Source organism: Mogibacterium neglectum, from assembly GCF_030644205.1.
GTDB lineage: Bacteria > Bacillota > Clostridia > Peptostreptococcales > Anaerovoracaceae > Mogibacterium > Mogibacterium neglectum.
In genome coordinates, this window is record NZ_CP128647.1 from 426,198 (window position 1) to 439,224 (window position 13,027).

The 13,027-nt window shown below is 41.5% G+C and carries 12 protein-coding genes; 11 read left to right on the forward strand and 1 reads right to left on the reverse strand.

Annotated features, from left to right (window positions below; translation table 11 throughout):
• Window positions 1–65 precede the first annotated feature (65 nt).
• Window positions 66–2,000 carry a molecular chaperone HtpG gene (gene htpG, locus QU661_RS01940; protein ID WP_304990084.1) on the reverse strand — a complete coding sequence of 645 codons (1,935 nt, stop codon included), beginning with the start codon at window positions 1,998–2,000 and terminating at the stop codon, window positions 66–68.
• A gap of 280 nt (window positions 2,001–2,280) precedes the next feature.
• On the opposite strand from htpG, the gene QU661_RS01945 reads away from it, so the two are divergent.
• The 11 genes from QU661_RS01945 to QU661_RS01995 all read left to right on the forward strand — a co-directional run bounded on the left by QU661_RS01945 (window position 2,281) and on the right by QU661_RS01995 (window position 12,908).
• A complete protein-coding gene (locus QU661_RS01945) occupies window positions 2,281–3,225 on the forward strand; it encodes an NAD(P)/FAD-dependent oxidoreductase (protein WP_304990085.1) in 945 nt (314 codons plus the stop codon).
• Window positions 3,226–3,298: 73 nt separating this feature from the next.
• Window positions 3,299–4,156 carry an Mrp/NBP35 family ATP-binding protein gene (locus QU661_RS01950; RefSeq protein ID WP_304990086.1) on the forward strand — a complete coding sequence of 286 codons (858 nt, stop codon included), beginning with the start codon at window positions 3,299–3,301 and terminating at the stop codon, window positions 4,154–4,156.
• A gap of 274 nt (window positions 4,157–4,430) precedes the next feature.
• Window positions 4,431–4,964: a helix-turn-helix domain-containing protein gene (locus QU661_RS01955; protein WP_304990087.1), complete on the forward strand. Its 534-nt coding sequence runs from the start codon at window positions 4,431–4,433 to the stop codon at window positions 4,962–4,964.
• 41 nt (window positions 4,965–5,005) lie between these two features.
• Window positions 5,006–6,094: an ABC transporter ATP-binding protein gene (locus QU661_RS01960; RefSeq protein ID WP_304990455.1), complete on the forward strand. Its 1,089-nt coding sequence runs from the start codon at window positions 5,006–5,008 to the stop codon at window positions 6,092–6,094.
• Entirely contained in the window at window positions 6,084–6,899 is an 816-nt protein-coding gene (locus QU661_RS01965) for an ABC transporter permease (protein WP_330692466.1), read from the forward strand. The genes QU661_RS01960 and QU661_RS01965 overlap by 11 nt, the downstream gene beginning before the upstream one ends.
• Window positions 6,896–7,672, forward strand: a complete 777-nt coding sequence (locus QU661_RS01970) for an ABC transporter permease (protein WP_304990088.1) — start codon at window positions 6,896–6,898, stop codon at window positions 7,670–7,672. Before QU661_RS01965 ends, QU661_RS01970 begins: the two co-directional genes overlap by 4 nt.
• Entirely contained in the window at window positions 7,669–8,712 is a 1,044-nt protein-coding gene (locus tag QU661_RS01975; RefSeq protein ID WP_304990089.1) for an ABC transporter substrate-binding protein, read from the forward strand. The genes QU661_RS01970 and QU661_RS01975 overlap by 4 nt, the downstream gene beginning before the upstream one ends.
• Before the next feature lie 24 nt (window positions 8,713–8,736).
• Window positions 8,737–9,609 (forward strand): LysR family transcriptional regulator, encoded by an 873-nt coding sequence (locus QU661_RS01980; protein WP_304990090.1) that lies wholly within the window; start codon window positions 8,737–8,739, stop codon window positions 9,607–9,609.
• Between the two features lie 172 nt (window positions 9,610–9,781).
• Window positions 9,782–11,137 carry an LVIVD repeat-containing protein gene (locus QU661_RS01985; RefSeq protein WP_304990091.1) on the forward strand — a complete coding sequence of 452 codons (1,356 nt, stop codon included), beginning with the start codon at window positions 9,782–9,784 and terminating at the stop codon, window positions 11,135–11,137.
• A gap of 275 nt (window positions 11,138–11,412) precedes the next feature.
• A complete protein-coding gene (locus QU661_RS01990; protein WP_304990092.1) occupies window positions 11,413–11,955 on the forward strand; it encodes a C-GCAxxG-C-C family protein in 543 nt (180 codons plus the stop codon).
• A 32-nt stretch (window positions 11,956–11,987) separates the two neighbouring features.
• Window positions 11,988–12,908: a TDT family transporter gene (locus QU661_RS01995; protein WP_304990093.1), complete on the forward strand. Its 921-nt coding sequence runs from the start codon at window positions 11,988–11,990 to the stop codon at window positions 12,906–12,908.
• The last annotated feature ends 119 nt before the right edge of the window (window positions 12,909–13,027 follow it).

Here is a 13,027-nt window from a genome sequence, read left to right on the forward strand (position 1 = left end):
GTGTTGAAATTTAGTACTAGAATTGTATGCACTGCCAACATGATATTAATTGACAGGTGTAATAACTACTTCATAAGCTTGCAAATCCTTTCTCCAAATGCTAGTGGATCTTCAACCGGCATACCTTCGAGCACAAGCGCCTGATCATATAGGAGATTTGCATAATCGCTTACTTTGTCACTGTCTCCAGCTTCTACAGCTTTCTTAATCGCATCAAAGAACGGCAGGTCTCCGTTAAGTTCGAGGACTTTATCAGCTTCAACTCCTGATAGCTCCTTATTTCCTGACATTGCTGCTTGAGCCTTGAGAATCTTTTCCATCTCAATAGATACGCCGTCAGATGTTGCGAAGCATACAGGGTGATTCTTGAGTCTGGTAGATAGAATTACTGACGATACCTTGTTGCCTAGAGCATCTTTTATTGCATCGAGTGTGTTCTTAGCCGCTTCGTTTTTATCCGCTTGAGCTTTTACTTCCTCTTCGGTTTTCTCAAATCCTAAATCCTTGTCAGAGATATTCTTAAACTCTTTGCCATCATATTCTCTCATCGCCATAAAAGCAAATTCATCAATATTATCTGTGCAGTAAAGGACCTCATATCCCTTATCTTCAAAGAAATCCATCTGAGGCATCATCTTAATTTTACCTTTTGATTCACCAGCGGCATAGTATATGTATTTTTGATCTTCAGTCATCCTTGAAACATAGTCTTTAAGTGTAGTCATGTTATCAGTAGTGCTACTGTAGTATAGAAGTAGATCCTTTAGTTTATCCTTATCTGCTCCGAATTTATCATACACTCCATATTTGAGTTGAATTCCAAAGTTATCGAAGAACTTTTCATATTTCTCGCGTTCTTTATCGCGCATCTCTTCAAAAGTCTGCAGAAGTTTCTTTTCTAGTCGCTGTGCAATTGCGCGAAGCTGTCTGTCCTGCTGTAACATCTCTCTCGAGATATTTAGAGACAGGTCTGGAGAATCAACTAGACCACTTATAAATCCAAAGTAGCTTGGCAGAAGATCCTCGCACTTATCCATGATTAATACACCATTTGAATAGAGTTGAAGTCCTGGTTTAAAGTCCTTGTTATAGTAATTATAAGGCACCTCGCTAGGCACGAATAATAGCGCATCATATGAGATTACACCTTCAACATTAGTGTGCACTACTTTTAGTGGATTACTCCAAGCCATGTATGTCTTTTTGTAGAAGTCACTATACTGTTCTTCCGTTATTTCGCTTTTCTGCATCTTCCATAGAGGCACCATGCTGTTGAGCTTTTCATCCTCTGTATAAGTCTCATACTCAGGCTTATAATCATCGGCATTCATCTCTTCTTCAGATGCTGGCTTTTGACGCTCCTTTGTAACATTCATAACGATAGGATAACGGATGTAGTCGGAATACCGTTTGATGATTCCTCTGATTCTGAACTCCTCAAGAAACTCGGAGTATTTATCGTCTTCAGTATCGTCCCTAAGATATATTATTATGTCAGTCCCAATATTTGCGCGCTCCGCCTTATCTATTGTGAACCCTTCGGCACCTTCGCTCTCCCATATATATGCCTGGTCAGAACCGTAAGTCTTAGAAATTACCTGAATCTTCTTAGCAACCATAAAGGCACTATAGAAGCCAACACCAAATTGACCGATGACATCTACATCCTTCATCGATTCAGAGTTTTCTGCTTTGAATTTGAGCGACCCGCTATTTGCGATTATCCCAAGGTTGTTCTCGAGCTCCTCCTTGCTCATGCCGATTCCATTATCCGAGATGGTTAGAGTTCTTGCGTCTTTATCAGCAGCAATCCTGATTTCATAATCATCTCTAGATTTTCCTGTGCAGCCATCCTCAGCTTCCTTATAGTAACGCTTGTCAATCGCATCGCTAGCATTGCTGATAAGCTCCCTCATAAATATCTCACGGTTAGTGTAGATAGAGTTAATCATCATATCTAAGAGCCGCTGCGACTCCGCTTTAAATTTCATTTTTTCCATATCAAAACCTTCTTTCATAAGATTATCTAGCGTGTATTATTAGCACTCTCTAGTAATGCCTGCTAATAATATACTACTAGTTATGAGATAATTCAAGATTAAGCCAATAAAATTACGATAGTGGTAGGCTGTAAAATTAGATTGTACAAAATTAAAAATCACAGAATATTCATAATCTAGGAAGTTAGTGAGTTATAATGAACTTAAGATTATAGCGATGTGATATAAGTCAATCGCAAGAATATAGACATAAGGAATAAATTATACGGAGGTACTAGAGATGGGAAACAAGTATGATGTTGCAATCATTGGCGGAGGCCCTGCAGGACTTACTGCTGGAATTTATGCAGCTAGAGCTGGCAAGTCAACGGCTATTATCGAACGTGGACTTATAGGAGGACAGATTACTTTTACCGATTCTATAGATAACTTTCCTGCAACACAAGGGATGAATGGTGCTGAATATGCAATGAAGATTCAGGCACAGGCTGAGTCGTTCGGTGCAGAAATCATCATGGACGAAATATCTGAAGTTATTGCTCCTAAAAATGAGGGCAGGACTTTTAAAATTAAGGGTAACAACGACGAATATGAAGCTACAGCTGTTGTTCTTGCTACTGGACTTGATAATAGAAAGATGGGAATCTCTGGAGAAGATGGTCTGATTAGCCGTGGAATTTCTTTCTGCGCTGTGTGCGATGGTGCGTTCTTTAGAAACAAGGAAGTAGCAGTATACGGCGGAGGAAATACTGCCGTTGAGGATGCAGCATTCCTCGCTAACATCTGCTCAAAGGTTACTATAATTCACAGAAGAGATAGGTTCAGAGCAGAGCAGGCGGTTGTAGATGAACTCAAGGCACTTGATAATGTCGAATTTGTGATGAGCAGCAATGTTGTAGGTGTAAATGGCGATAAGGCGTTAGAGTCTATTACTGTTAAAAACAACGAGACAGGCGAGACTAGAGATATTGCTGTTAGTGCTCTTTTCGTAGCAATCGGGAAGATTCCTAATGGGAAGCCTTTTGTAAACCTTGTTGCAACCGATGAAGCGGGATACTTCGAAATCGGGGAGTCCTGTGAAGCAGACACCCCTGGTGTGTTCGTTGCTGGTGATGGGAGATCAAAGGATTTAAAGCAGTTAACTACCGCAGTATCTGACGGATCTATCGCTGCAACTAAGGCTTGTAATTATGTTGATAGGATTAACGGTCAGGAATACGTTTAGGATTTTCTGAATTTGTAGTACAATATATGAGCACGATTAACATATAAATAATTTGATATATAGGAGGAGTGAAATGGCAGATAATATGCAGACACCTGAATCCTGCAGCCATGATTGTTCAAGCTGCGGATCTAGCTGCCCATCTAGAGAGGGCGATGCACATGTTGGTCATGAGAAGCTAAATGAGCATAGCAGTGTAAAGAAGGTTATAGCCGTTGTTAGTGGTAAAGGTGGAGTCGGTAAGTCGATGGTTACCGCGCTATCTGCTGTAACAGCTAATAGAAACGGATGCAAGGTTGGAGTTATGGATGCTGATATCACAGGCCCCTCAATTCCAAAGATGTTCGGTATACATGATAAGGCTTACGGCAGTGAGATAGGAATTATTCCTGGCAAGAGCGCATCAGAGATTAAGGTCATGTCACTTAATCTGCTCACAGAAAACGAAAGTGATCCCGTGGTTTGGAGAGGTCCTGTAATTGCTGGAGCTGTAACGCAGTTCTGGACGGATGTTGCATGGGGAGATCTCGATGTGATGTTCATCGATATGCCACCAGGAACAGGAGATGTTCCTCTTACCGTGTTCCAGTCGCTTCCGATTGACGGGATTATCGTAGTTACTTCACCGCAGGAGCTCGTCTCCATGATAGTTGAGAAGGCGGTAAAGATGGCGAAGATGATGAATGTCCCAATCTTAGGGCTCGTTGAGAATATGAGTTACTTCGAGTGCACAGATAACGGAAAGAAGTACGAAATCTTCGGAAAGAGTCACGTTGATGAAATCGCATCAGAGAATGGCCTCAAGGTTTTGGCAAAGCTCCCTATCAATCCTGATCTTGCTACGCTCAGCGATCAAGGGCGCATCGAGTTCGCTGATACCACGGCTCTGGATGAATCTATAATGCAAATGCTACATGATATTGAGAAGTAGTATCATGTATCTATATAGATACTACATATAGATAATTAACCTCAGAAATCTCTATTGAGAGGACTGGGGGTTTTTATTTGTCGAGATACGTTGTTTAATATATCGAGATTTAAGATTAATATATTGACACTGTAACTAATGCGATTATAATATTGATATTGGTTTACAAATACTAAACTAATTATTTATTATAATGCGTGGCAGTAAATAATATTACATTAATTGATATATGTGAATACATTGCGGTTGCCAGTGCATTTAGATTGGACTATATATGGAAATCGGAGAGAAGATAAAAGAGCTTAGAATAGAACGTGGACTTACGCAGGAGGAACTCGCAGATAGGGCAGAACTATCAAAGGGGTTTATCTCACAGGTGGAGAGAGATTTAACATCTCCATCGATTGCAACACTAGAAGACATCGTTATATCGCTTGGTACGGACCTTACATCATTTTTCTCAGAGAAGGAGAGACCACAGGTTGTATTTAGCAGAGACGATTACTTCGTAAAGGAAGATGAGCATCACAAGAGTACTATAGAATGGATTGTCCCCAATGCTCAAAAGAACAATATGGAACCCATCAGAGTGACCATAGGTGCTGGTGGCACCACGATACCTGATAATCCTCATGAAGGCGAGGAATTTGGATACGTCATCAAAGGTAGTATAGATGTACATATAGGCAGTGATGCATATCATGTGAGAAAGGGTGAGTCTTTCTATATATACCCAGAGCAGGAGCATTTTATAAGCTCTGGCAAGGGCGCTGAGATTATATGGGTGAGTTCGCCGCCTAGTTTCTAGGACTACAGGATAATGCTTTACAACAGCAACATTGGAGGAAGATTTTGAACGAGTTAATCAGACTTGACAACATAGGGAAGAGCTACGGCGAACACGAGGTGCTAAGCGATATCTCGCTCTCAATCAAGGAGAACGAATTTGTAACGCTGCTGGGACCATCGGGATGTGGCAAGACCACTACCCTGCGTATCATCGGAGGATTTGAGACTCCTGATATAGGGAAAGTAATTTTTGACGGTAAGGATATAACCAATGTCCCGCCGAATCAGCGCCATGTAAATACAGTATTTCAGAACTACGCGTTGTTCCCGCATATGACAGTGCAGGAGAATATCGCTTTTGGGTTACGTGTAAGCGGTAAATCCGAACAATATATAAAAGATAAGATTGCATACGGGCTTAAACTCGTTAATCTTGACGGTTATGGAAATAGAAGAGTCGACAAGATGTCGGGCGGTCAGCAGCAGAGGGTCGCTATGGCGCGTGCGATAGTTAATGAGCCTAGGGTGCTATTACTCGATGAACCACTAGGGGCTCTTGATCTTAAACTCAGACAGGAGATGCAGTACGAACTCGTTAGACTCAAGAAGGAACTAGGCATTACATTTATATTCGTTACTCATGACCAGGAAGAAGCTCTTACTATGTCGGATACGGTCATCGTTATGAACAATGGCTACATTCAGCAGATGGGAACGCCTGAAGAGATTTATAATGAGCCTGAAAATGCTTTTGTAGCAGACTTCATCGGAGATAGCAATATCGTCGATGCCAAGATGGTGGATGATAAGCTCGTTGAGATAGATGGTCATGTATTTAAATGTATCGATGGTAGGGACAATGGATTCAATATTGGACAGCCTGTCGATGCGGTAATCAGACCTGAGGATATAGAGATTCGAGAGCATGGAGAAGGCATCATGAACGGCAAGATTATCAGCAAGCTGTTCATCGGCGTGCACTACGAGATGCTCGTGCAGAGTGAGGATGGTAAGGTGGAGTGGCTACTCCAGAATTATGATTCACATGAAGTTGGTGAGACGATAGGTATGTATGTGAGACCTGAGAATATTCAGATTATGCATAAGCCTACATCAGAGGACGAGGAGGCACAGGAAGTTGATATCTAAAAAAGGATATACAGCACCTTTCGTCATTTGGATAATCGCAGGGACTATAATCCCGACTTTGACAATTGCGTATTACGGAATAACCAATAGAAACGGTGCTTTTACATTTGAAAATATCACGGCGATGTTTAATTCGCAGCACCTAGAGGCGCTCACCGTGTCGCTGCTGCTCTCAGTTGTGAGCACGGTGGTATGTCTTGTACTGGCTTTTCCTATGGCTTTAATTTTGAGGGAAAGCAGGTTTGGCAAGCAAGGTTTTATGATATTCGTCTTTATACTTCCTATGTGGATGAATTTCCTGCTCAGAACTATGGCATGGCAAGTTCTCCTCGAGAGACAGGGAGTAATCAATTCTGTGCTCACATCCATAGGACTAAATAGACAGGAAATGATGGGAACACCTGGAGCAGTGGTGTTAGGTATGGTATACGACTTCCTGCCATTTATGGTGCTTCCTATTTATAACGTCGTATCCAAGATTGATAATCGCCTGATTGAGGCAGCATATGACCTTGGAGCAGGCAAATTCTACGTGTTCAGAAGAGTAATCTTCCCGCTCAGTATCCCTGGAATTGCAAGTGGAGTGACTATGGTCTTTATCCCAGCGCTCACTACATTCGTAATATCTAACATGCTTGGAGGTGGCAAGGTTAATCTGATCGGAAATATTATCGAACAGGAATTTACTGTGAACTCAAACTGGTATCTAGGCTCTGGACTTTCACTAGTTATGATGGTGTTTATCATCGTCAGCATGCTTATAGTCCAGAAGTTTGGCGACGGAGAGGAGGATCATTTATTATGAAGAAATTCTTCGGAAATATGTATTTGATAATAATAATGCTCTTCCTGTATCTGCCGATTCTAACGCTCATATTCCTATCATTCAACGAGAGTCGTTCGATGTCGGTATTTACGAGATTTTCGCTTAAGTGGTACCAGGAGATGTTCCACAGCAGACTCATACTGGGAGCTATTGTAAATACATTTTCGATAGCTATCTTAGCTTCACTTATCGCAACTTTAATCGGTACTTTGGCAGTGCTCGGAATTGAGTCGCTAAGGCCTGGTGCGCAGCAGACTCTCCTTGCAGTGAACAACATACCTATGCTTAACGCGGATATCGTAACTGGTATCTCACTGATGCTATCGTTCCTGCTATTTGGAGTATCGCTCGGCTATATGACGATACTATTCTCGCACGTTACGTTCTGTATCCCGTACGTGATACTTTCAGTACGGCCGAGACTTAACAAGAGGACGGATACTCTTTTTGAAGCTGCGATGGACCTGGGAGCCTCGCGTTTATATGCTTTTAGAAAGGTCGTTCTTCCCGAGCTTATGCCAGGAATACTCTCTGGTGCACTGCTGTCGTTTACGATGTCCGTTGATGACTTCGTGGTGACGCACTTTACAAGAGGGGCAGGTATTAACACTATATCTACACTCATATATAGCGAGGTGAAGATTGGCATCAGACCGTCGCTATATGCGCTATCTACGATTATTTTTTTGATAGCTCTAGTTGCACTATTGATCGTCAACGTGAATAGAGATAAGGAGCTAAAAAGAGCATGAAGAAGTTGATAATGGGTTCTCTGATACTGCTATTGCTTACAATGACAGGATGTAGAAGTGGCGAAAATGGAGAAGTTTATGTATACAGCTATGGAGATTACTACGACCCAGAGGTTGTTGCCGATTTCGAAGCTGATACTGGGATAAGAGTAATTCAGGATACGTATGATACTGCAGAGGAGATGTACCCTATAATAAAGAATGGCTCTGCGAACTATGATGTAGTGTGCACGTCCGATTATATGATAAGCAAGATGAAGGGCGAGAATCTGCTGCAGAAACTGGACAAAAAAAATATTAGGAACATTAAAAATCTTGATGAGGACTACATGAGAAAAGCCGAGGAGTATGATCCAGGCAATGAATATTCTGTTCCATATCTGGTTGGTGTATCGGGGATTCTATACAATAAGAAGATGGTGAAGGGTAAGAATATAGACTCGTGGAACGTACTTTGGGACCCTGATTTTAAGAATAACATAGTTATGCAGGATAGTGTGCGCGATGCCTTTGCAATCTCGCTCCTCAGACTTGGCTATTCACCTAACACCACAAATCCTAAAGAAATAGAAGAGGCGAAGAATGCACTTAAGGAGCAGAAAAAGCTGGTATATAAATACGCAAATGATTCGGCGAGAGATCTGCTAGCCGATAAATCAGCTGCAATTGGTGTTGTGTGGAATGGTGAATATAACTACACGCACGATCTCAATAAAGATATTGAGTTTGTAGTTCCGAAGGAGGGGTCGGAGTTCTTCATCGACTCTTGGGTTATGCCTAAGAGTTCCCGTAATAAGAGGAATGCAGAAAGATTCATAAACTACATGTGCAAAGCGAAAGTTGCGAAGCGCAATTTTGACTATATATATTATACGACTCCGAATACTGCAGCGATTAAGATGATTCCTTCAAAATACGTTTCGAATCCAGCGCTATTTCCTAGCAAGGAGACGATCGCTCGCTGTACGCTGCTAAAGAATCTCGACCCTGATACGACTAAGTTATATAGCGATAGCTGGAAGGAAGTAAAGTCAAAATAGGACATACATAAGCGGAGATAGACTATGAACGATAGACAGATAAAAGCTTTTGTAGAAGCAGCAAGGCTTCTTAATTTCACAAAGGCCGCTGAAAAGCTATACGTGCCACAATCCCAAGTCAGTCGTGCGATTAAGGGACTTGAGGATGAACTAGGGGTGATATTATTTGACAGGGAAAACTCTAGAAGCATAAAGCTATCACTCGCTGGTGAGAAATACTATAGTCTTTTTAAGAGGTTCGATGCTGAACTTGCCAAAACAAGAGAGTCGCTTAGGGACGAGACGCATGAACTGAGACTCGGATACAACATCGGGTGGAATATATCACATTTTCTTCCGGAAGTAATAGATAAATGCCGCGAGACATATGACGACTTTTCGGTTAGAATTGAATGCCTTAGCTTTGAGACACTCATGAACAAGCTTCAGTCAGGACAGCTAGATGCAGTGTTATCACTGGATGATTACATGCAGGGCACTTCGGGATTGGGAATCAAATATGAAGTTGTGACCGAAGTTAATCGTTCTATAATCTATTCGCATAAACTTCTAGACAGGAAGGTGAACAGTCCAAAGGAGTTAAAGGGTGTAAAGATGTTTGTCGCTGAGGATCCAAAGCTGCGTGAAATTATCTCACTAATAGGATTTAATCTTAGACCGTACAACTTTATACCAGAGATCGAAGTGGTTCCTAATCTCGAGTCGATGTTTGCAAATGTGCAAAATGCAAGAGGCATCATACTGGCAGACGAATGGGTAGCTGTGGGAGGTGGAACGGAAATTCACTCGATTGGGATAAGCAGTAAAGCGAATGTCGCATTGGCTTGGCATGAAAACGCACCGAACAGAGAGATTAAATTATTTAAAGAAGAGCTACAGGGACACTTTAAAGACTAGATAGTCATAGAATATGAATAGCAAAAATGTTGAAGAACGATAGATATCGATGCAAATTACGCATTGATATCTATTCGTTTTTTGTGGGTTCTAATAGCTTGATTTAAGTGATAGTCTATAGTCATCAATTAGTTAAGTATGAGATTTATATATAAAATATAAGGAGGGTGACATGTCTAGAAGAGAAGAGATGCTTTTTAAAAACACTGAGTTCGTCGGTTATTCAGATTTGAACAAGAAACCGGGTTTTCAGATGGGAATGCACCGCACGAAGGATGGCAGATATTATCTTTATACCGCTTGTTTCCGTGATAACGGATTTAATATCGTCGATGTTACAGATCCTGCAAATCCGGTTGCAAAGTGGGTTGAAGGAGACTGGGTTGGTGAAGTTCATGATGGTCAGAGCCTTGCTAAGCTGCAGGTCGCTGATGGTAAGCTAATAGCTTGCTACGGTGGAACTTTGAGAGTTCTCCACGGTACTCATGAGCAACCATATTGGGGTGGATTCAAGATTTACGATATAGAAACAGACCCTTTAAATCCTAAGCTACTCGGACAGTTTGAGTGTGAAGATGGTCCGGGTGTTCATCGTAGCTTCTACAATGGTGGGGATTACGCATATATTATGGGCAGTAAACGTAATTTCAGAGGATATATCCTAAGAATTGTTGATATCTCTGATCCAGCTAATCCGACTGAAGTCGGAAGCTGGTGGGCAGATGGACAGTATCTCGGAAACAAGAAGGCATCTGACATGCCGGAGGTTGGTACTGAACCATTCATGAAGCTCCCTAATGGACATGCAATTACTGTAAAGGATGATATCGTATATGCAGCTTTTCCTAATGTAGGGTTTTGCATGATCGATGTGCACGACAAGAGTAGACCTAGACTTCTTGGAAATGTTTCCCTGAACCCTCCATTCAGTAACGGGCAGTCGGGAGCAGCTGTGCATACAGCAATGCCCCTAGGGGACAGACCATTTGCTATCGTTACCACGGAGGGCGAGAGAACATGGTACTTCGATAAAAATAGAGAAGATGGGATGTTCCACAAGATTACCAGTCAGCCTATGAACATCATTGGGATTATTGAGACATCTGATAAGGAGAACCCAGCGCTCATCTCAGTATTCCCATACCCAGAGGTACCAGAAGAGTATAAGAAATGCCACGGTGACAACTTTAATATCGTCGATGGGCAGAGAGTTGTATTTGGGCCTCACAACATGTTCGATGCGTTCGGACAGGACTGCCTAGAGAACAGAGATGACAGAGTATATAATTGCCACTTCCAGGCTGGTCTTCGCATCTACGATGTTTCGGATCCATTCGTTCCTAAAGAAATTGCGTACTTCATGCCACCAGACCCAGAAGGCACTTGGTTTGATATCGATGAAGGCACACTGTTCCCAGGACCACACATCGCACATGCTGAGGATTGTATTGTAGATGATAGAGGATACATCTATGTAGATACTTATCAGGACGGACTTTATATCGTTCGCTGTACAGTATCGAGATAAATCTTTTAGATGCTGGATTTATAGATATAATAACCATATGATTAGAATTTCAGCGATCTCCGTCACTAGGAGGTCGCTATTTTGCTTTTATGTGATAAAGTGTCCAAATATAAAAGGTATTGAATTTATTTATTTTAGACCACGATAATCCAAGTAATTATTGAAATTGTCAATATAGATGAAATTCGTTAGGTTTTGATAAGTTATCTTTGTTACAATTACTAGGAATGTATTAAATTGATGATACATTTGAAGGTATGATTGGAGGTAACAAAATGAAAGTAAATGCAAAATCTATTGATTTAGCTAAAGTGCAGGCTGAGGCTGAAGAGTCATATCGCAAGGGATTCTTCTGCTGTGAAGCAGTTATGGAAGTTATTATGGATAACTTTGAACTAGATGTTCCACATGAGATTATCAAGATGGCTTCTGGAATGGCAATCGGCGTTGGTAAGTCAGGATGTATCTGTGGGGCGCTCAACGGTGGTGTTCTTGCAATAAGCATGTTCTTTGGCAGAGACCAGCAGAAGGGACCTAAGGATCCAGAGGTTGTAAAATGTATGAGCATGACTAATGAACTTCATGACTGGTTTAGAGAGAACAACACTAAGAAGGCAGCATGTTGCCGTGTTCTCACAAGGGAGTTCGATATGAGTCAGGGTGGTCATAAGTCGCAGTGCATCTACTATACAGGAATGTGTGCCGCAAAGCCTGCTGAAATACTCGCGCGTGAACTTGGAATTGAGACAACTGGAGAAATCAAAGTTCTTTCTCACGATGACTATCTCAAGACTAGAACTACACCGCTAGAAGCTTAATACTTGTTTTGTAGAGAACGGAGAATGTGATTATGATTAAGAAAGTACCTTTTCCCATATGTGGTGTGATGCTCGGAACGGCTGCCCTCGGAAATCTACTGCAGAGTTATTCGGAGACAGTTCGAAACGTTTGCGGAATTTTGGCAGCATTTTTGTTGATCTTAATACTATTAAAGCTCGTAAAATATCCGGGTACAATAAAACAAGATTTGGATACTCCTGTTATGGCTGGGGTGGCAGCTACTTTCCCTATGGCGCTGATGATACTCAGCACATACGTTAAACCATTTATCGGGCAAGGCGCATACTTTGTCTGGATATTCGCTATAGTATTACATGTCATTCTAATCGTATATTTCACAGCGAAGTTCCTACTGAAATACGATCAGAAGAATGTTTTCACGACCTGGTTTATCGTATATGTAGGAATTGCAGTTGCTGGAGTTACTGCACCTGCGTATGAAAAGATTGGATTTGGAGCAGCGACATTTTGGTTTGGTCTAGTTACGCTGATACCGCTTCTGGTAATAGTTATCAAGAGGTATGTGGCACACCCACTGCCAGAACCAGTTAAACCACTCAGTGGGATATTTGCAGCACCTATGAGCCTTTGTATCGCGGCATACATTCAGTCAGTTCAGGTTAAGAACTTTACACTGCTTATGGTGATGTTTGTAGTCGCAACAGTACTGTATGTATATTCTCTAGTTGTCTCCCTTGGATTGTTAAAGAAATTCTATCCAAGCTTTGCAGGATTTACGTTCCCATTTGTAATCAGTGCGATTGCTACCAAGCAAACTATGGCATGTTCTGCTCTCATGGGGCATCCGCTTTCATGGTTAAGCAACATAGTTCTAGCTGAGACGGTTATAGCAACAGCGTTCGTAGCATTTGTGTATGTGAAGTATATGGTGTTTATATTTGCTGGGAATGCAGGTCATGAGGGCAAATAACGTAAATGCATCAATAAGCAGAACTGTTGCAAAAAGGCAAGAGAGTAATCTTCTAAAAAGAAGCATCTGAGATTAATATTGATAGACCTCGGCATATGACCGAGGTCTATTTTAGTGTG

Excerpts from the sequence above, each read along its gene's own strand:
- QU661_RS01980 (WP_304990090.1), top strand. The coding sequence starts at position 8,737 with ATGAACGATAGACAGATAAAAGCTTTTGTAGAAGCAGCAAGGCTTCTT.
- QU661_RS01945 (WP_304990085.1), top strand. The coding sequence starts at position 2,281 with ATGGGAAACAAGTATGATGTTGCAATCATTGGCGGAGGCCCTGCAGGA.
- QU661_RS01990 (WP_304990092.1), top strand. The coding sequence starts at position 11,413 with ATGAAAGTAAATGCAAAATCTATTGATTTAGCTAAAGTGCAGGCTGAG.
- QU661_RS01955 (WP_304990087.1), top strand. The coding sequence starts at position 4,431 with ATGGAAATCGGAGAGAAGATAAAAGAGCTTAGAATAGAACGTGGACTT.
- QU661_RS01950 (WP_304990086.1), top strand. The coding sequence starts at position 3,299 with ATGGCAGATAATATGCAGACACCTGAATCCTGCAGCCATGATTGTTCA.
- QU661_RS01985 (WP_304990091.1), top strand. The coding sequence starts at position 9,782 with ATGTCTAGAAGAGAAGAGATGCTTTTTAAAAACACTGAGTTCGTCGGT.
- htpG (WP_304990084.1), bottom strand. The coding sequence starts at position 2,000 with ATGGAAAAAATGAAATTTAAAGCGGAGTCGCAGCGGCTCTTAGATATG.
- QU661_RS01995 (WP_304990093.1), top strand. The coding sequence starts at position 11,988 with ATGATTAAGAAAGTACCTTTTCCCATATGTGGTGTGATGCTCGGAACG.
- QU661_RS01975 (WP_304990089.1), top strand. The coding sequence starts at position 7,669 with ATGAAGAAGTTGATAATGGGTTCTCTGATACTGCTATTGCTTACAATG.
- QU661_RS01970 (WP_304990088.1), top strand. The coding sequence starts at position 6,896 with ATGAAGAAATTCTTCGGAAATATGTATTTGATAATAATAATGCTCTTC.